Raw genomic sequence first — 19,701 nt, 5'->3', positions numbered from 1 at the left:
TTAATCTATTTCCATTCAAAAGTATCTTGATCATTCAAAAATCCTAATTTTGTACGGGTTTGTAGCAAGGCTTCTTTATCCAATTGAGCATAAAAAACACCTTCTGTTTCTTGTGGTACAATCGCATAATTACCTAAAAAATCCACTACTTGAGAATGCCCAGAATAATCATAGTCTTTTTCGTCTTTCCCAACTCTGTTGACACCAATGGTATAACTCATATTTTCAACCGCGCGCGCTTTGAGTAACGTATCCCAAGCTTGTATTCGAATAGTAGGCCAATTCGCAACATATAAAAGCAGATCGTATTGCTCCACATTTCGGGCAAATACTGGGAAACGCAAATCATAGCAAATAAGTGGACATATTTTCCACCCTTTGTATTCAATAATTAATTTCTGAATTCCTTTAGTATAGCTTTTATCTTCTCCTGCAAGAGTGAACAAATGGTATTTGTTGTAATAGTGTATTGCTCCCGAAGGGAAAACAAATAGCAATCTATTATAATAGTTTTCTTCCTCAATGATTACCAAGCTCCCTGTGATAGCACAATTTTTGGCTTTCGCCAAAGCTTGCATCCATACAACCGTTTCGCCATGCATGGTCTCGGCAATACGTTCCGGCTGCATAGTAAACCCCGTTGTAAACATTTCGGGAAGTACAACCAAATCAGTATCGACTTCGAGTGTGTTGATTTTTTGTTCGATATAGGCCCGATTCGATTTTGGGTCTTCCCAGACTAAAGGAATTTGGATTAAAGCTGTCTTCATTGGATAAAAATACAAATTTTAATAGTGCTATATAAAAAAACGCATTCCGTAATTGGAATGCGTTTTTTAATAAGAGGATAGTAGATTACTTCACGCTTGCTACTAAATATTCTCTATTCAAACGAGCGATGTTCTCTAAAGAAATTCCTTTTGGACATTCAATTTCACAAGCCCCTGTATTGGTACAGTTACCAAATCCTTCTTCGTCCATTTGACGAACCATGTTCAATACACGGTTAGTCGCTTCAACCTTACCTTGTGGTAATAATGCATATTGAGATACTTTTGCTCCAACGAAAAGCATTGCTGAACCATTTTTACAAGTAGCTACACACGCACCACAACCAATACAAGCTGCAGCTTCAAATGCTTTGTCAGCATCATCTTTTGCAATTGGTGTAGCATTAGCATCAATCGTATTTCCTGAAGTATTTACAGATACGAAACCTCCTGCTTGTTGGATTCTATCGAAAGAACTTCTGTCTACCACTAAATCTTTGATTACAGGGAACGCTCTACTTCTCCATGGTTCTACAAAGATAGTATCGCCATCTTTGAACATACGCATGTGCAATTGACAAGTAGTCACTCCTGAATCTGGTCCGTGAGCGCGTCCGTTAATGAATAACGAACACATTCCGCAAATTCCTTCACGACAGTCGTGATCAAATGCGATAGGTTCTTTTCTTTCGTTAATTAATTGCTCGTTCAATTGGTCTAACATTTCCAAAAACGAACTCGCTGTAGAAACTTCATTCAAAGTATAAGTCTCTAATTGTCCTTTTGCTTTAGAGTCTTTTTGACGCCAAATTTTAAGGGTTATATTGATATTTTTTGCTGAAGACATAATTCTATTATTTATAATTTCTAGCTGCAATTTTGATAAACTCGTATTTCAATTCTTCTTTGTGAAGCACTGATTGGGTGATGTCATCACCTTTATATTCCCAAGCACCCACAAATGAGAAGTTTTCATCATCACGCAGTGTTTCTCCTTCTGCATCTTGATATTCTTCACGGAAGTGACCTCCACAAGATTCTTTACGTTGTAATGCATCCATTGCCATTAACTGCCCCAAGTCAATAAAGTCAGCCACACGAAGTGCTTTCTCTAATTCTGGGTTCAATTCGTCAGCGTTTCCTGGCACATATACATCTCTATAGAATTCTTCTTTCAAAGCTGCAATTTCTTCGATAGCTGCTTTTAATCCAGCCTCATTTCTACCCATTCCTACTTTATTCCACATAATCAATCCTAATCGTTTGTGGAAATGATCTACCGATTTAGAACCATTATTAGACAAGAACTTGTTGATAGATTCTTTCACTCTGTTTTCTGCTTCTTCGAATTCTGGTAAATCTGTTGAAATTTTACCCGTACGGATATCGTCTGCTAAATAGTTTGATATAGTATATGGTAATACAAAATATCCGTCTGCCAAACCTTGCATTAAAGCCGAAGCTCCTAAACGATTCGCTCCGTGATCAGAGAAGTTAGCCTCTCCCGCTACGAAACAACCAGGAATAGTCGATTGCAAGTTGTAATCTACCCAAACACCACCCATCGTATAGTGTACCGCTGGATAAATTTTCATTGGGGTTTCATACGGATTCTCATCGGTAATTTTTTGGTACATCGTAAATAAGTTTCCGTACTTTTCTTCTAACCATTGTTTTCCTAAAGCAGTAATTTCTTCTGGTGTTGGGTTGTGATTCCCTTTGGCGTAAGCCGCTTGTTTTCCTTTGGTTTGAATCTCAGTAGAGAAATCCAAATATACTCCTTCGTTGGTATCATTAGCTTCAATACCTCTACCTTCATCACACACCTCTTTTGCAGCTCTTGAAGCCACATCACGAGGTACTAAGTTACCAAATGCAGGATATTTACGCTCTAGGTAATAATCTCTATCTTCTTCGGCAATTTGTGTTGGTTTTAGTTTACCAGCACGAATCGCTTCTGCATCTTCTTTTTTCTTCGGAACCCAAATACGTCCAGAGTTTCTTAATGACTCTGACATCAATGTTAATTTTGATTGATTTGTTCCATGAACAGGAATACAGGTTGGGTGAATTTGTACATAACATGGATTAGCAAAAGCAGCTCCTTGTTTGTGTACTTTCCATCCTGCACTCACGTTACTACCCATAGCATTTGTAGAAAGGAAATACACGTTTCCATATCCTCCTGAAGCAATAACAACAGCGTGAGCTGAATGTCTTTCGATAGCTCCAGTTACTAAGTTACGTGCAATAATTCCACGCGCTTTTCCGTCTACTTTAACCAAGTCTAACATTTCGTGACGGTTGAACATTTCAACACGACCCAAACCAATTTGTCTTGACAAAGCCGAATAAGCTCCTAATAATAATTGTTGTCCTGTTTGTCCCGCAGCATAAAAAGTACGTTGTACTTGTGTTCCTCCAAAAGAACGGTTGTCTAACAAACCACCGTAGTCTCTTGCAAAAGGAACTCCTTGTGCCACACATTGGTCAATAATATTTCCAGAAACTTCAGCTAAACGGTGAACGTTAGCCTCACGAGCTCTGTAATCTCCACCTTTAATGGTATCGTAAAATAATCGGTAAATACTATCCCCATCATTCTGATAGTTTTTAGCCGCATTGATTCCCCCTTGTGCTGCAATAGAGTGCGCACGACGCGGTGAATCTTGGAAACAAAATGCTTTTACATTGTATCCCATTTCTCCAAGAGAAGCGGCTGCAGAGGCTCCTGCTAAACCAGTCCCAACAACAATAATGTCAATTTTTGGTCTATTGTTTGGAGCAACTAATTTTAAATGGTCTTTGTAATCAGTCCATTTCTGAGAAATGTGACCTTCTGGTATTTTAGAATCTAACTTCATAATATCTTCTGATGTTGATTATTTTAAGAAAAAGTGAATGTAAATTGGAATAATTGCAAACAAAATAGGCACAATAATCGCAAAGGCTGCCCCGATTTTTTTGATTGCTGGAGTGTATTTTGGATTATTCAATCCTAAGGATTGGAATGCACTTTGAAATCCGTGTAATAAGTGGAATGCCAAAGTAATCATTGCAATTACATACAAAATAGTAGCAATCAATCCTGTTTTAGGATCTTTAAAGAATGCTACGGTAATCTTGTGTAAATCTTTATATCCTTCTTTAACTTTAACATTGGCTGCGGCATCAAAGAACTCCGTTCTGTTTTCAATCTTAATCATGTTTTGATCTACTTGAGCTTTTGGAAGGTACCCTCCATCTGTAGTTAAGTAGTACTCTTGCTCTTGACCTTGCATTCCAATGGTTACTGTTTGCAACGGCATGTTTTTGTCAAAATGCATTACAGCCCAAAAATTAACCATGTGGGTAACAATAAAAACCAGAATGATAGTTCCTAAAACCGCCATATTTCTTGAAGAAAATGAGCTGGAAGAACCATCTGTTTTTGCATAACCAATTGGTCTTGCTTTTCTGTTTTGAACAGTTAATACAATTCCGTCTACCGCATGGAACAGAATAGAAATGTAAGTAAGATACGATAGGATTTTTACGGCTGGGTTAGTCGTCATAAACAACGCATACTGATTAAAATGTAAGGCATCGCTAAAAATTAATTGAAGATTCCCCGCTAAATGTCCTGCTAAGAACAAACATAAAAATAAACCTGTAAGAGCCATCCAATATTTTTTTGCAAGAGATGACTTTAAAATTGCAGATTTTGCCATAATAATTTGAATAAATTTTTATTAAATAGTGAGACAAAAATAGCAGAAATACAATTCAACTACAACCTTTTCGTTGTTATTTATAATGATTTTAAAGTGTTTTAGCAAAAGCCCTACCAAATTAACAATAATCAAGCTTTAAAACCGTATTTACTTAAACAATTCCTAAAACTATCTAAATCACAAATCTCTATTTATCAATAGTTAAAAACCCATATAATTATTGATTTCTTATTATTTATCTAGATCCATTCTAAAATTCACAAAAATCACAAGACACACTTCTTTATCTTCCTAAATTAATTGTTATTCGAAAGGCTAATTTTAATTTTGCGAATCCAAACTAAAAATGATGAAAACAGGAATTGACGCTATTGCTTTTGACGTTGCTCAACTACATTTACCAATACAAACTTTGGCAATTGCCCGAAATATCGAACCTGAAAAACTAGAAAAAGGGTTGGGTTTAATTAAAATGACCTTGCCAGATGTTCACCAAGATACGGTTGTTTTTGGCGCCAATGCCTTGACCAAATTAGTTCTAGAAAACCATATTAACCTGAACGAAATTTCTAGAATTTATGTAGGTACCGAAAGTGCTATTGACAGCTCAAAACCAATTAGCTCGTTTTTAATTGCTTTAATGGAACAAAAATTTGGAGACAATATTCTAGCCAACTGCGATGTGGTCGATTTTACTTTTGCTTGTATTGGCGGAGTAGACGCGCTACAAAACTGCTTGGATTTTGTACGACTCAATCCTACCAAAAAAGCTATTGTGGTCACTACTGATTTTGCTAAATATGATTTAAATTCAACAGGCGAATATACTCAAGGAGCAGGGGCCTTGGCGATGTTAGTTACTGCCAATCCTAAAATAATTGCATTTGAAAACGAATGGGCAACGAGTACCAAAGGAGTTTTTGACTTCTTCAAACCATACAGAACTCTTTCTAAAGAAACCATAACGGGTAATGATACCAACGATGCTTGGTTTGATAATTTAGAAGCTGAAATTGAAATTCACAAAGACCAACCTGTTTTTGACGGACAATATTCCAACCAATGCTATATGGATCGTACGCGCAACGCTTACTTTTCGTTCAAAAAAATCAAAAACACAACCGAAACTCTTTACAATACTTGGGAAAGCATCATCATGCACTTACCGTATTCGTTTCAAGGTCGCCGAATGCTTTCTGAAATTTATGCACTAGACGCCGCTACCTCTATTCTTTCTGGAAATGAATCTTCGGCTGATTACCAAAACAAATTAAAAGAAGTGAGCAAATCCGACGAATACCGTGCTTTTGTAACGCAAAAATTACAGCCTGCAGAAATCGCTTCTTCATTGATTGGGAATTTATACACGGGTTCTATTTTTATGGGATTCCTTTCTACTTTAGCACATTTTGCCAAAACTAATGCAACTATTTCAGGAAAGAAATTTGGTTTCTTAGCCTATGGAAGTGGTTCTAAATCCAAAGTTTTTGAAGGTATTATTCAGCCCGAATGGCAATTGGCTGTAGCCAAAACCAAGTTGTTTGAAACATTGGAAGAAAGCCATGAAATCGACTTTGCTACTTACGAAAAACTCCATAAAAAAGAACAAAAACAAAGTGTCAAGGCTCCCAGAAACGAATGGATTTTAGATCGCATAGAAAATGAAAATCCAAATCTAATTGGTGCGCGTTATTACAAATGGATTGATTAGATTTGTAATCTAATTAATTTCAAATAGTATGAAATACCATCCAATAGACCGCAATTTATTTATAAAAAACCGCGCTAAATTCACGGCTCAAATGAAGCCAAAAAGTGTAGCGGTTTTCAATTCGAACGATATTTACCCTATTAGCGCCGATAGTACCATGCCCTTTGCACAGCACCGCGACATATTCTATTTGAGTGGTATTGATCAAGAAGAAAGTATCTTATTACTTTTCCCAGATGCCCCTTACGAGCATCAAAGAGAAATGCTTTTTTTGAGAGAAACCAACGAACATATTGCCGTTTGGGAAGGCGAAAAGCTAACCAAAGAACGTGCTTTTGAGGTATCTGGAATTAAAACCGTGTATTGGTTAACCGAATTTGAAAAGGTGTTGTTTGAATTGATGACACATTCTGAAACCATCTACATTAATACTAATGAACACTATCGTGCCACAGTAGAAACCGAAACTCGCGAAGCCCGTTTTGTAAAATGGTGGAAAGAGAAATATCCTGCACACAACGTAGCCAAAAGCAATCCTATATTACAACGCCTTCGTTCTGTAAAAGAAAATGTAGAATTGGAGTTAATCCAAAAAGCCTGCGATATTACCGAAAAAGGATTTAGAAGAGTATTAAATTTTGTACAACCTGAGGTAACCGAATATGAAATTGAGGCCGAATTTGCTCACGAATTCCTTCGCAATCGTTCCAAAGGTTTTGCTTATACTCCCATCATTGCTTCAGGAAATAATGCCAATGTGTTGCATTATATTGAGAACAATCAAGTGTGTAAAGCTGGCGATTTAATTTTGCTAGACGTGGCAGCAGAATACGCTAATTATTCGAGTGATATGACCAGAACGATTCCGGTTTCGGGTCGTTTTACTGAAAGACAAAAAGCCGTTTACAATGCGGTTTTGCGTGTAAAAAACGAAGCTACTCAAATGCTAACGCCAGGTACTTTATGGAAACAATACCATATTGAAGTGGGCAAGGTAATGACATCTGAACTATTAGGTTTAGGTTTAATTGACAAAGCCGATGTACAAAACGAAAACCCAGATTGGCCAGCCTATAAAAAATATTTTATGCACGGTACCTCTCACCACATGGGATTAGACACTCATGATTACGGCATTTTGACCGAACCTATGCAAGCCAATATGGTCTTTACTGTTGAGCCAGGGATTTACATTCCAGCAGAAGGTTTTGGTATTCGTTTAGAAGATAATGTGGTGATCCAAGAAAAGGGTTCGCCTTTCAACTTGATGCGCAACATTCCTATCGAAGTGGAGGAAATTGAGAATTTGATGAATGCGTAATCCGTTGCTATTTATTCTCATAAACAACTAGTCTATTTATTACACAGATTAAAGAAATTTATAAAATTTTAATAATTTCTTCAATCTGTGTTGCAACAACTTTAGCGCTTAAGACTAACTTTGTACTTCTTTAAAAAGCATGACTAAAACACTTCATTTCAAAAACACCACCATTAGCTACACCGACCAAGGTAAAGGAACGGCAGTAGTTTTATTGCATGGTTTTTTGGAAAATAAAAGAATGTGGGACGCTTTTATCCCAGAGTGGAGCAAAAAATTCCGAATCATCACCATTGATTTGTTGGGTCATGGCGAAACGGAATGTATGGGCTACGTGCATTCTATGGAAAATAATGCCGATGTAGTTCACGAAGTACTTTCTGATTTACGTCTTCGAAAAGCAATTCTCGTAGGGCATTCTATGGGAGGGTATGTGGCTTTGGCTTTCGCCGAATTATACCCAGATGTAGTCAAAGGATTAGTGCTATTAAACTCAACTTCCAGAGCTGATAGTGACGAACGAAAAACCAATCGCGATCGCGCTATAAAAGCTGTAAAACAATCGTTTCAAAATTTCATTTCGTTGTCTATTTCAAATTTATTTAGCGAAGAAAACAGAGAACGTCTTTCTGATGCTATAGAAAATGTAAAAAAAGAAGCTTTAAAAACACCTCTTCAGGGCATTGTAGCCTCTTTAGAAGGAATGAAAATTCGCATGGACCGAGAAGTATTATTGCACTTAACCCCCTATCCCAAATTACTAGTTTTAGGCAAAAAAGATCCTGTTTTAAATTACGAAGAAACAAAAGAACAAATTGAAGATACCCAAGTTCAATTACTTAGTTTCCCGGACGGACACATGTCCCACATTGAAAACCAAGAAGCTGTACAATCAGCATTATTGCAATTTTTTAAATCAATAAAATCTTAATTTGTTTTTTCAATAAACGGAATCGTTTCGTCAAAAATTTCAGTAAGAAGCACCACTATTTGTTCTAAATAACTGTTCAGAATATCTTCATTGATTTGAGTAATTTCTTCTTTCCCTGATTTAAAATTGAAAGGTAAAAATCCTGCTTTTAAATTTTTAAAAGATATGATTCCAGCTTCTATTGGCAATCCTTTTGCTTCTTTTTCAAACATAAAAACATACGCTAAAACCTGAATGATTTTCTCGTTTTTAATGTCCAATGTTAAATCTTCCCAAGTCCTTAGAGTGACTGTTGCTTTTTCGACTTTTCCTGTTTTATAATCAATAATTCGGATAGTTCCGTTACGATTTTCGATTCGGTCCACATTCCCTTTGATCAAAACTGGAAAAGGCAATTTAGGATGCTCCAACAAACGCTCAAAAGTTTGCTCCAAAGCAATAATTTGGATTTCATCTCCTGCTTTAATAGTTTCCAATTCGACTTTCAGGAAGTTCAACACATTCCGTTTAGCCACTTCAAAAGCCAACAAATTGCGCCCTTTTTTTATCTCGCCTTCTTTGTACACCAATTTGAATTGTTTCAAAACTTCGGCATCAATTTGCTTGAAGCATTGTTGTATATCAAATTCAGAAATCAACCGACCAATAAATGGTTCGTAAAGCGTTTTTAAAGTTTCGTGAATAATTGTTCCTAAGGTATTCAAGGCAATACTTTCTTCTACTTCCTCCACTTCTCGTATACGGAGGATTCTTTGGAAATAAAAATCAATTGGATTTCGAATGTATTTGGTCAATGCCGAAGGAGAAAATCCTTGTTCTGCAATTTCTTTTAAGCGCGACATAACCGCTTCTGATTTTGGCACTTCCATCGGCAGATAAGCTGTTTCGGGCAAAACCGCATTATAAATTTCTTGAGTCAGAGTATGATTGGGTTGTTTTTCAACCTCTAATTGGGTAATAAAACGACTTTTTTCGCCTGCATCCAAACCTTCACTTTCGGTATTGTACAATAAATAAATGTTGGTTGCTCGTTGTAATAAATGGTAGAAATGATAGGTGTAAATCGCATCTTTTTCTTTGAAAGTAGGCAAACCTAATTCGCGTTTCACATCATACGGAATAAACGAATTCGAGGATTTTCCCGCAGGAAATTTCCCTTCGTTCATAGAAGTGACAATCACCGTGTCAAAATCCAAAACCCTACTTTCTAAAACACCCATAATTTGCAATCCGTTCAAAGGCTCCCCTTCAAACGAAACTTCGGCAACATCAATCACCTGTTTATAAATAGCATACAAGGTTTCAATTTTGTCAATGTGTTGGTGTTTGGAATAATACGTAATCAATTTATTAATCACTTTGAAAATCGCAAAAACAAAGACTTTTGTTATTTTTTCTTCTTCATTCTCATTACTCAAATTATTTTTCAAAGTCTGTAACAAACTAATAATGGTTTCCAAAACTGGCACCGCCCCTGTTTCCCATTTTTTGAATAGTAACAAAAATAATTCGCTCGGATTTGGGTTTAAATCCAATAATTTTTGGTGCGTAATGAACGTATAATTGTTCTCATTGATGAGTTTAACTAATTCACGTGTTTGTGCATGCGGTTCCACCAACGGATGTGTCAAAATATCCAAAACCTCCTTGTAATACAACACATATCCCTTGTTGTTTCTCGACAACGAATTAGTGTGCATCTTGAATAATTTGGCTACCAAAATTTGGGCAGGATTATTCTTTGCCGAATACCCCATGGTAATATTCAAAGCGCCCCCAGAAGCTGGTAACGAATATAGCAAAGGGACCAACAAACTTTCCTCTCCTAAAACTACAGCTACTTTATCTAAGGCTTTTCCGGGGTGTTCCAAAATGGTTTGTTCCAAAATACTTCCTGCAATTTTGGCTTGACCTACTGACTTTGGAGTTCCAATAACTTGAATGTTTTTGGTGGCAGAAAAATCATCTACAATCCATTCAAATGGATGTGATTTATAATGCTTCCAATTTTCTTTGAATCGGCGTAAAAACAGTCCCGCATCGTGATAGGGATCATTGAGAAATGTTTGGTCAGCATCCCAATAAATTTTGGCCTGACCTACAGCTAAGAGTTCTTGAACTATTTTTTCTTCGGCAGCATTTAAAGCATTGAAACCCGCAAAAACAAAGTGTTTGTTTTGAACGGTATTTAAAAAATGAATTAAATTTTTGACCGCCTCTCTATAAATCAATCCTTGATATCCGATGCCTTTTGCCAGCAAGTGATCGTATAGCGATTGATAATATTGGGGCAATAACTTCCAAAAATCAATATAGTTTTCGAGTAATTGTGTTTTCTCCTCCACCTCAATTCCCCACTTTTTAATGTCTTCAATATCCTTTATATAAGACAATACATGAGAGGGTTCTAACAAATAACGATCAATCTCATTAAAATCCTGCAAAAGTGTCTTGGCCCAATTGGCAAATAATTCAAAAGACTGTTGCTGAGTACTTGGCGTAATAGACAAATACACTTCGTAAAATTCAAATAGTTGTTCGATTGCGTCTATAGAGCGGATTCCTGCAATGTTTTGAACAAAATCTTCAATACTAATTATTTCAGGCGAAAGCACCGTTTGACTCACTTGATTTTTAATTGCTTCAACCAAAAAAACTTTAGCTCTTTTATTGGGCAAAACAACAACGGTATCCGATAATTTATCAGAATAGTTATTTATTAGCCCCGCAGCAATCTTATCTAAAAAAGAAGTATTTGTCATTTTATAAAAATAAAAAAACGCCCTGACAAATCAGGGCGTTTTTAAAGAAATTTTGAAAGTAAATTATTTTTGTAATACTACTTCAGTTCTTCTGTTTTTAGCTTTTCCAGCAGCTGTTTTATTAGTAGCAACTGGCTTGCTCTCTCCATAACCAACTGCAGTTAAATTAGCTGGTTTTAATCCTCTTTCGATTAAAGCATTTCTAACTACATCTGCTCTTTCTTGAGATAATTTTTGGTTGAATGCATCTGAACCATCGCTATCTGTATGTCCTTCGATGCTGAATTTAGCATTTGGATATTGTTTCAACAAAGAAGAGATTGATTCTATTTTTACTGGAACATCTTCTGATTTAAAAGTAGCTTTACCAGAGTTAAAATAAATTGATTTAGCCTCAACTTTAACACTTTCTAAAACTGCTGCGGTTACCTCAGGACATCCTTTGTTACTAGCAGGACCCGCTACTTCAGGACATTCGTCATCTTTATCAGCAACTCCGTCTTTGTCAGTATCTGCCCAAGGACAACCTGCATTTTCTTTAGGCCCTGCAACTGTTGGACATTTGTCATCTTTATCAGCAACACCATCTTTATCAGCGTCTGGACAACCTTTCAAAGAAGCTAAACCTGCTACTTGAGGACAAGCATCATTAGCGTCTGTAATTCCATCTCCATCAGCATCTGGACAACCATTTAAAGCCGCTAAACCTGCCACTTCTGGACAAGCATCGCTCCCGTCAATAATTCCGTCTCCATCTGTATCAGGGCAACCATTAAATTGTTTTAAACCAGCTACTTGTGGACAAGCATCTTCTTTGTCATAAATTCCATCTTTGTCAGTATCTGTTCCTCCAAATTTAAACACAAGACCTGCAGAATGTTGAAAAAATGAAGGCGAATCTACAGCTGTGGCTGTTCCTCTTTCTCCATACGATTTCTTATATTTAGTGGTTAATTCTAAACCTATATTTTCTGTAAACCACAATGTTAAACCTGCCCCTGTGTTGATAGTTCCATAGCTATTATCTCCTAAGAAAGAATACCCCCCTCCAAGAGAAAGAGAAGGATCAATCACTTTAGATTTAATTACAGTCATTAAACTATATTTAACAGTAGCATCAATTCCATAGTACATTAAGTCTCCTGGATTAGAAACTACATACCCGCGAGAATCGTGGCCAACTGCAGATGGATTAAAACTAACTAATTTTCCTATTTTATTTACAGAACCAGAAACTCCAAATGAGAAATTATCTCCTACATATTTAGACACTCCTAAATAAGTTATAGAAGGTACTATATTCCAATTGTCTTTAACTGCAAATGGCTGAGAAAAATGACGATCAAGCCAGTTATGACCTCCTCCTGCGCTAGTTTTTGTGTCGATAGCATTAACTCCAAAAGAGAATGCCCATGGGTTGTTGTTATCTTGTGCAAATGAGTTTAAACCCATCATCACTATTATAGCAACTAAAATTTTGTTAAGATGTTTCATACTTAAATTTTTAAATTACATTCAGTTATTTAATACAAAAGTAGTATCTAAATATCTAATAACAAAATTATTAATTCAAAAATATGTCAATATGTTTGAAAAATAGATTTTTAGACATTGTAGATTTATTAATACAATGTTAACAACAAAAAACACCCTAATTTCTTAGGGTGTTTTTTATTCTAATCGATCTTTTACAATCTTATTTTTCTCCGAATTTAAATTTAATTCCTAAAGAATGTTGCAACATTGAAGGAGCATTAACTACTTTATTGATTTCTCTATTCTCAAAAGATTTCACATATTTAGTAGCAAATTCTAAACCAACTGAATCAGAGAACCAATACACAAGGTCTGCTCCTGGACTAACAGTTTGATATGAATTTTCACCTAAAACAGAATATCCTAACCCTAAAGAAACCGAAGGTTCAAATGAGCTTGATTTCACCAAAGATTTCAAACTGTATTTAACAAATGCATCTATTCCATAATATTTTAAGTCTCCTGGATTAGAAACTGTATATTTAGAATTAGTGTAAGAAACGTATTTTTCTACTTTATTCATAGAACCTGAAACCCCTACAGAAAAATTATCTCCCACATATTTAGAAACACTTACATATGAAATTGAAGGTAATATGTTCCAATTGTCTTTAACTGAAAAAGCTTTTGAAAAGTGACCATCAAGCCAATTGTTTCCTCCTCCTGCACTTGTTTTAGTATCAAGAGCATTTACTCCAAAAGAAACTGCCCATGGGTTTTTACTGTCTTGAGCATGAGTATTTAATCCCATAATCATTACTACAGCAATAAGAATTTTGTTAAGATGTTTCATAGTTATTTTTAATTAATAATTTTTAACAAATGATTTTAAATTTCTTAACAAAAATAGAATCAAATTTTAGAAATACAAAACAAATGACAATAAATATTGTTTTTTAGAGCCTAAAAGTATGTTTTTTATATCTTTAACAAATTAAAAGGTACTCTTTTATGATTCTTATATGACCACCATCAACACCTAACTATATCTAAAAAATTACAAGATTCGGTCCAATATAAACTAACTTTTTATCAATAACAGAATACCCCATTTCTTCTATCGCTTTTTGATAACCCTCTAATTGTTGTTCATGTTTTGAATTTGGAGCACCTGTTTTATAATCTAAAAGATAAACACTATTATCTGGAGTGACCACCATTCGGTCGGGTTTAATAATTCGCCCTTCTTTTTGAATAATGGTTTGCTCGTTTAAAACCTGATTCCCTTCAGCATAATGATTCTTTAACGAGTCATGTTCTATAATTTCACGTATTGTATGACGTACGACTCCTTGTTGGGCTGGAACTATGAGTCCGTTTTCAATTGCTTTAGTAATAGCTATATCTACATCGTTTTTAGTTTTCACGAATGATAAAATTTCGTGAATCATATTCCCATACTCAATAGCTTCTTGTTGGTGCGTTCCCCACATTACTGCTTCTCGTTGCGCAATTTTGATGTTTTTTGGATTTAAACCTTCAAACACAAAAGGGATGGTTTTAGACGTATCTTCATGTTTTTCTTCCGAAGATAATTTTGCTGAATTCCCCAGCTCATATTCTAAAAGATCTTCTTTATATATTCCTTGAGCTATTAAATAATTGATAAAAAAAGCACACATGTTATTCTTTGGGACTTCGCCTTTACTCGACAGATTTTTACTGGAAATAACATACAATTGTTCTTCGGCTCGTGTTAAGGCAACATATAGCACGTTAATATTATCCAACAATTCTTCTTGTTTTTTAATCGTGTACAATTCCCGAGCATTGTCGCCAAATCCTTCTACTGCGCTACTATTGTCTATTAATACTTTTGGCAAACCAACCGATGCTTCCTCGGCATTCAACCATAATTTATCTTTGGGTTTTCGGCTATAATCTTCTTCTGCAAAAGGCATAATGACTACTGGAAATTCCAATCCTTTGGACTTGTGAATGGTCATAATTCGGACTGCATTAGTTCCTTCAGGAGATGGAATGCTGAATTTCTCGGCACTTTTGTCCCAAAAATCCAAAAAATCAGTCACTCCCGCCTGATTGCGAATGTCTCTTTCTAATACTATGTCTAGAAAATATTGCACATAACTAGAGGAACGAAGTGCTGGGTCGAGAAACTTACTCACAATAATCTCTACCACTTCATACAAGGATTTTTTTCGGAGATTTTGAAATGATAAATCCAAATTAAATTGCAACAACCAATTTTCAAATTCGGTTTCTTGAATCAATTCTTTGCCTTTGGCAATAAAATCATGCACTGGCAGTTGGTCTTGAGCGTGTAAAGCCAAATAATGTAAAAAATGCGCTTTGGCATCAATATCGGAGCTATTTTTTAGGTATTTCAACAAATGAATAATAAAACGGACTTCGGTCGCATTTTGAATCATCAAGGTTTCAGACGACAAAAGTGGAACACCTTGCCCCGTCAAATAATTGGCTACCGCAATTCCTTGTCCGCGTTTGCGAGTCAAGATGACAATATCTTTGTATTCAAAGCCTTTTTCGAGCACCGTTTTGATGGTGTCTAAAGTAGCTTGTACATACATTTCCGTTTTGTCCAAAGCTTCTTCCTCCGATTTGGCCGTTTCAGGAAGAAATGAAATATTGACATAGCCTCCCGTTTTAGAATTTACTTTTTGGTGACTGTGATTTTCATACAAGTCTTTATAATCCGGGTGTTGAAATTCGTTAGCTAATAATTTAAAAAAACTGTTGTTGAATTCAATAATTTGGGAATACGAACGGTAATTGTACTCCAGTTGGGTCAATTTCTTATCTGGATTATTGAACGGATTTTGATCTTTACTCAACTCAATAAATTGTTCGGCTTTTCCACCGCGCCAACGGTAAATAGATTGTTTGGGGTCGCCCACAATCATCAAAGTCCCTTTTACTCCGAATTCGTCTTGACCCGAGAGTGCATTATCAATAAGTGGAATCAAATTTTGCCATTGCATCTCGGAAGTATCCTGAAACTCGTCAATAAAAAAATGACGGTAGCGTTCTCCCAAACGCTCATAAATAAAAGGAGCGGGTTGATTTTGAATTTCGCGGTGAATCAATGCATTGAATTCGGTAATGGATAAGATATTTTGTTCTTGTTGGATTTTAGCCAATTCATTACTAACTGTATTCAACAACGACAAAGGCGTAATATTTTTTAAGAACGCTTTATAAAAATAAATCTTTTCAAATAAGGCGTACACTTTTGACAAAACGGCTAACAAATCAGGGATAGTGGCTTCGATAATCGCGCGGTCAGTTGCTGTTTTATTGATGGCAATATCCTCTATTTCGCGAAACATTTTGTTTTTGGGATTGAATTTCCCCGCTTGAATGCTTGCAATGTGATTTGGAAAAGTGCCTCTTGAAAAGGACTTTACGTCAATGCCGTTTTGCTCAATTAAAGCAGCCGCTTCATTTCCTAAAAGAATTGTTTCCTTTTCTAATTCGGCACAAAGAGCTACCAATTTTTTCTTGATTTCGAGAAATTCAGTAATGGATTTATCTTGAAAATGAGTGATTTCATTTCGGTTGTTTTCATTTAGAACTAATTTGCCTGTTTCTAGCATTTCGCGCGAAATGTCCCAAGATTTATCATCATCTGTTTTTTCCATGGTAAAATCGACCAATAAATTAGTCAAGATTTCATCTTCACCAGCCTGAGCAATAATCGCATCAACGGCTTCAATCAATAGATTTTCGGTATCCAAAGACACTTCAAATGTCATGGGTAAATTTAAATCATGAGCAAAAGCACGAATCACTTTGTGTGTAAATTTATCGATGGTCGAAATGTCAAAAGCCGCATAATTATGAATAATGTGCTTGATGATTTGTTGCGACTTGGTTTTAATTTGGATGATGGAAAGTCCTGTATCCACTGACAAATCTTGCATTAAATCTTGCGCTTTCGGCGACGGATTTTCTTTAGCAAATTCAGACAGGCTGCCTACAATACGGCTTTTCATTTCGTGTACCGCCTTGTTGGTAAACGTAATGGCTAAAATATTTCGATACGCATCATTTTTAGGCGAGGTCAAGATGATTTTTAAATATTCTTTGACCAAGGCGTAGGTTTTTCCAGAGCCGGCTGAGGCGTCGTAAATCGAAAAAGAGTGTCTTTGCATCATTTGGGTTTATAATTCTATCGGGTACTGAAAACGAATTCTACTAAAGCTTCCAGCCTTTTGAAGGCTGGAAGCTTTAAAAGCAGGAATAGCTTCTCGAAATTTTGGTTCAATTTAAAATTTGTTCGAATAAAGTTTAAAAGTAGTATTTTTGCAACATGGAAACAAATAGACAGAAAAAAATTGGTGGGGTAATCCAAAAAGATTTGGTAGATATCCTGCAAGGTGAAGTGAGAAAAAATGGAATAACTAATTTGATTATTTCCGTATCTAAAGTAGCGGTAACATCTGATTTATCTATTGCTACAGTGTATTTAAGCATTTTCCCTCAGGAAAAAGCGCAAGAAACCCTGGTGGCCATCAAATCCAATTCTACTTTGATTAAACATGATTTATCGCAACGCGTGCGTTTGCAATTGCGCAAAGTACCTAATTTAGTTTTCTTTATGGACGATTCTTTGGACTACATCGAAAAAATTGACAAAGCGTTGACTAACCCAGAAAACCCAATTGAAAATCGAGATCTTTTAGACAAACGAAGACAATTTTAAATTGAATTTCCCTTTTTATATAGCCAAACGATACAGCATTAGCGCTAGCAAAAACAATGCTATTAACATCATTAATCGTATTGCTAGTATGGGAATTATTATTGGCGCACTGGCACTTTTTGTGGTGTTATCCGTTTTTAGTGGATTGAAAGAATTTAGTCTTTCGTTTACCAATGCGATAGACCCCGATTTAAAACTCAACTCAACTTTAGGGAAATCGCTTGTGATTACGCCCGAACAAGAGCGCCAAATCAAACAAATTGACGGACTCGTTTCCTATTCCAAAATTATTGAAGAGCGGGTACTTTTTACCTTTGATGGCAAACAAGAAGTGACTTATTTAAAAGGAATTGACTCTTTGTTTACGAAAGTCAACCCGATTGAAAAAAATCTTTTTAACGGACAATGGCTTGCTCCAAATACTAATCAAGTGGTGGTGGGTTACGGCATTGCTCAAAAATTCTCGATGGGATTGTTGGACTTCAACAGACCGTTACAAGTTTTTGTTCCAAAACCTGGCAAAGGTGCTATAGAAAATCCCGAACAAGCCTTCAATCAATCCGATTTATTGCCCATTGGAATTTATACCATCAACGAAGATTTGGATTCCAAATATGTTTTTGCTGATTTGGGTCTTGCCCAAGAATTGTTAGAATTTCAACCCAATCAAGTGTCGGGATTGGAAATCAAAATTCAGAAAGGAGCCAACGAAAAAGCCATTATCGAACAATTGCAAACGATTTTCAAAAATACGATCACGGTAAAAAACAGAGCGCAACTGAACGAATCGCTTTATAAAATGTTGAATACCGAAAACATCGCAGTCTACTTAATTTTTACTTTGGTCATTGTGGTGGCACTTTTCAATTTAATTGGTGCACTCATCATGATGATTTTGGACAAAAAAGGCAATTTGAAAACCCTATTCAACTTGGGTGTCGAAATCAAAGATTTACGCAAAATATTCTTGCTTCAAGGTACTTTGTTAAGTGTTTTTGGTGGAGGAATTGGGTTGATTTTAGGAATTGGAATTGTGGTTTTGCAACAACAATTTCAGTTAATTATGATTACACCTACACTGGCCTATCCAGTAGTTTTTACCCTAGAAAATGTTTTGATTGTGTTGGGAACAATTATTTCGCTTGGTTTTATCGCTTCGTTAATTGCGAGTAGCCGGGTGAGTAAGAAGTTGTTGGGATAAAATTATTTACACAAACTCATAACCCGCATACACTTCTTCAATCTCTTTCATCACGCCAAACAAATCGTCTATATCATCAGTTGTAACTAATTTTTGTTTATAGTCTTTGAACGAATGAATACCTTTGAAATAATTCGTATAATGACGTCGCATTTCTACAATTCCCAAACGTTCACCTTTCCATTCCATGGACCAAATTAAGTGGTTTCGAGCCGCTTCTACTCGGTCAATAACAGTTGGTGTTGGCAAATGTTCGCCGGTTTTAAAGTAATGTTTGATTTCGTTGAAAATCCAAGGATACCCAATAGCAGCGCGACCAATCATAATACCATCAATACCGTATTCATTTTTATAATGTAAGGCTTTTTCAGGCGAATCGATATCGCCGTTTCCAAAAATCGGCATTGTAATTCGAGGATTATTTTTCACACGAGCAATGTGAGTCCAATCGGAATGACCCTTATACATTTGCGCACGGGTTCGTGCATGAATTGACAAAGCTTGCACCCCAATATCTTGCAAACGCTCTGCTACCTCATCAATATTGATCGAACTTTCGTCCCAGCCCAAACGGGTTTTTACCGTTACAGGTAAATTGGTACTATCAATAACCGCTTTGGTCAAACGCACCATTAAATCGACGTCTTTCAACACACCTGCTCCAGCACCTTTGCTCACTACTTTTTTTACAGGACAGCCAAAATTAATGTCAATCAAATCGGGATTTACGGTCGAAACAATTTTAGATGACAAAGCCATTGCTTCTTCATCGCCACCAAAAATTTGGATCCCAACAGGGCGTTCGTAATCGAAAATATCCAATTTTTGACGACTCTTGATGGCATCACGAATTAACCCTTCTGAAGAAATAAATTCCGAATACATCATATCGGCTCCGTGTGTTTTACACAGTCTACGGAACGGCGGATCGCTCACGTCTTCCATAGGAGCGAGTAGTAAAGGAAAATCAGGTAATTCTATGTTGCCAATCTTAATCAAGGTGCTATTTTTTGGCAAAGATAAAATAAGATTTTAGATTCAAGATTAACGATTTTAGATTTTTGAACTTTTC

At 36.0% G+C, this 19,701-nt stretch carries 14 protein-coding genes; 5 read left to right on the top strand and 9 right to left on the bottom strand.

Translation table 11 applies throughout. The features are described 5' to 3' along the window. Nucleotides 1–5: 5 nt before the first annotated feature. The 4 genes from MG292_RS03825 to MG292_RS03810 all read right to left on the bottom strand — a co-directional run bounded on the left by MG292_RS03825 (nt 6) and on the right by MG292_RS03810 (nt 4,480). Entirely contained in the window at nt 6–770 is a 765-nt protein-coding gene (locus MG292_RS03825) for an amidohydrolase (RefSeq protein WP_264534021.1), read from the bottom strand. 85 nt (nt 771–855) lie between these two features. Beyond that, nucleotides 856–1,617: a succinate dehydrogenase/fumarate reductase iron-sulfur subunit gene (locus tag MG292_RS03820; RefSeq protein WP_264534022.1), complete on the bottom strand. Its 762-nt coding sequence runs from the start codon at nt 1,615–1,617 to the stop codon at nt 856–858. Between the two features lie 7 nt (nt 1,618–1,624). Further along, nucleotides 1,625–3,634, bottom strand: a complete 2,010-nt coding sequence (locus MG292_RS03815; RefSeq protein ID WP_264534023.1) for a fumarate reductase/succinate dehydrogenase flavoprotein subunit — start codon at nt 3,632–3,634, stop codon at nt 1,625–1,627. A gap of 18 nt (nt 3,635–3,652) precedes the next feature. Beyond that, entirely contained in the window at nt 3,653–4,480 is an 828-nt protein-coding gene (locus MG292_RS03810; RefSeq protein WP_264534024.1) for a succinate dehydrogenase cytochrome b subunit, read from the bottom strand. A 352-nt stretch (nt 4,481–4,832) separates the two neighbouring features. Between MG292_RS03810 and MG292_RS03805 the strand changes: the two genes are divergently transcribed. The 3 genes from MG292_RS03805 to MG292_RS03795 all read left to right on the top strand — a co-directional run bounded on the left by MG292_RS03805 (nt 4,833) and on the right by MG292_RS03795 (nt 8,446). After that, a complete protein-coding gene (locus tag MG292_RS03805) occupies nt 4,833–6,194 on the top strand; it encodes a hydroxymethylglutaryl-CoA synthase family protein (protein ID WP_264534564.1) in 1,362 nt (453 codons plus the stop codon). 28 nt (nt 6,195–6,222) lie between these two features. Beyond that, the gene (locus MG292_RS03800; protein WP_264534025.1) at nt 6,223–7,515 is read left to right on the top strand and encodes an aminopeptidase P family protein; all 1,293 of its coding nucleotides are present in this window, start codon (nt 6,223–6,225) and stop codon (nt 7,513–7,515) included. A 139-nt stretch (nt 7,516–7,654) separates the two neighbouring features. After that, nucleotides 7,655–8,446, top strand: a complete 792-nt coding sequence (locus tag MG292_RS03795) for an alpha/beta fold hydrolase (RefSeq protein ID WP_264534026.1) — start codon at nt 7,655–7,657, stop codon at nt 8,444–8,446. On the opposite strand, the gene MG292_RS03790 is transcribed toward MG292_RS03795, so the two are convergent. From MG292_RS03790 to MG292_RS03775, 4 genes are all read right to left on the bottom strand, one after another. Beyond that, complete coding sequence (locus tag MG292_RS03790) at nt 8,443–11,208, bottom strand: PD-(D/E)XK nuclease family protein (protein ID WP_264534027.1); 2,766 nt, start codon at nt 11,206–11,208, stop codon at nt 8,443–8,445. The genes MG292_RS03795 and MG292_RS03790 overlap by 4 nt on opposite strands. Nucleotides 11,209–11,271: 63 nt before the next feature. After that, on the bottom strand, nt 11,272–12,702 hold the full coding sequence (locus MG292_RS03785) for an OmpA family protein (RefSeq protein ID WP_264534028.1): 1,431 nt from the start codon (nt 12,700–12,702) through the stop codon (nt 11,272–11,274). A gap of 202 nt (nt 12,703–12,904) precedes the next feature. Then, nucleotides 12,905–13,537: a hypothetical protein gene (locus MG292_RS03780; RefSeq protein WP_264534029.1), complete on the bottom strand. Its 633-nt coding sequence runs from the start codon at nt 13,535–13,537 to the stop codon at nt 12,905–12,907. Nucleotides 13,538–13,733: 196 nt separating this feature from the next. Next, nucleotides 13,734–16,877 (bottom strand): UvrD-helicase domain-containing protein, encoded by a 3,144-nt coding sequence (locus MG292_RS03775; protein ID WP_264534565.1) that lies wholly within the window; start codon nt 16,875–16,877, stop codon nt 13,734–13,736. Nucleotides 16,878–17,035: 158 nt separating this feature from the next. Between MG292_RS03775 and rbfA the strand changes: the two genes are divergently transcribed. After that, nucleotides 17,036–17,428 (top strand): 30S ribosome-binding factor RbfA, encoded by a 393-nt coding sequence (gene rbfA / locus MG292_RS03770; RefSeq protein ID WP_264534030.1) that lies wholly within the window; start codon nt 17,036–17,038, stop codon nt 17,426–17,428. Between the two features lies 1 nt (nt 17,429). After that, nucleotides 17,430–18,629: an FtsX-like permease family protein gene (locus MG292_RS03765; protein ID WP_264534031.1), complete on the top strand. Its 1,200-nt coding sequence runs from the start codon at nt 17,430–17,432 to the stop codon at nt 18,627–18,629. Nucleotides 18,630–18,635: 6 nt separating this feature from the next. On the opposite strand, the gene dusB is transcribed toward MG292_RS03765, so the two are convergent. After that, nucleotides 18,636–19,628, bottom strand: coding sequence for a tRNA dihydrouridine synthase DusB (gene dusB, locus MG292_RS03760; protein ID WP_264534032.1), 993 nt, complete (start codon nt 19,626–19,628; stop codon nt 18,636–18,638). Nucleotides 19,629–19,701: the final 73 nt, after the last annotated feature.

This window comes from Flavobacterium keumense (assembly GCF_029866485.1).
Lineage (GTDB): Bacteria > Bacteroidota > Bacteroidia > Flavobacteriales > Flavobacteriaceae > Flavobacterium > Flavobacterium keumense.
Note: the sequence above shows the minus strand (reverse complement) of the source record. Positions and strands in the feature narration are given on the sequence as shown.

Excerpts from the sequence above, each read along its gene's own strand:
- MG292_RS03825 (WP_264534021.1), bottom strand. The coding sequence starts at position 770 with ATGAAGACAGCTTTAATCCAAATTCCTTTAGTCTGGGAAGACCCAAAA.
- MG292_RS03820 (WP_264534022.1), bottom strand. The coding sequence starts at position 1,617 with ATGTCTTCAGCAAAAAATATCAATATAACCCTTAAAATTTGGCGTCAA.
- MG292_RS03815 (WP_264534023.1), bottom strand. The coding sequence starts at position 3,634 with ATGAAGTTAGATTCTAAAATACCAGAAGGTCACATTTCTCAGAAATGG.
- MG292_RS03810 (WP_264534024.1), bottom strand. The coding sequence starts at position 4,480 with ATGGCAAAATCTGCAATTTTAAAGTCATCTCTTGCAAAAAAATATTGG.
- MG292_RS03805 (WP_264534564.1), top strand. The coding sequence starts at position 4,833 with ATGAAAACAGGAATTGACGCTATTGCTTTTGACGTTGCTCAACTACAT.
- MG292_RS03800 (WP_264534025.1), top strand. The coding sequence starts at position 6,223 with ATGAAATACCATCCAATAGACCGCAATTTATTTATAAAAAACCGCGCT.
- MG292_RS03795 (WP_264534026.1), top strand. The coding sequence starts at position 7,655 with ATGACTAAAACACTTCATTTCAAAAACACCACCATTAGCTACACCGAC.
- MG292_RS03790 (WP_264534027.1), bottom strand. The coding sequence starts at position 11,208 with ATGACAAATACTTCTTTTTTAGATAAGATTGCTGCGGGGCTAATAAAT.
- MG292_RS03785 (WP_264534028.1), bottom strand. The coding sequence starts at position 12,702 with ATGAAACATCTTAACAAAATTTTAGTTGCTATAATAGTGATGATGGGT.
- MG292_RS03780 (WP_264534029.1), bottom strand. The coding sequence starts at position 13,537 with ATGAAACATCTTAACAAAATTCTTATTGCTGTAGTAATGATTATGGGA.
- MG292_RS03775 (WP_264534565.1), bottom strand. The coding sequence starts at position 16,877 with ATGCAAAGACACTCTTTTTCGATTTACGACGCCTCAGCCGGCTCTGGA.
- rbfA (WP_264534030.1), top strand. The coding sequence starts at position 17,036 with ATGGAAACAAATAGACAGAAAAAAATTGGTGGGGTAATCCAAAAAGAT.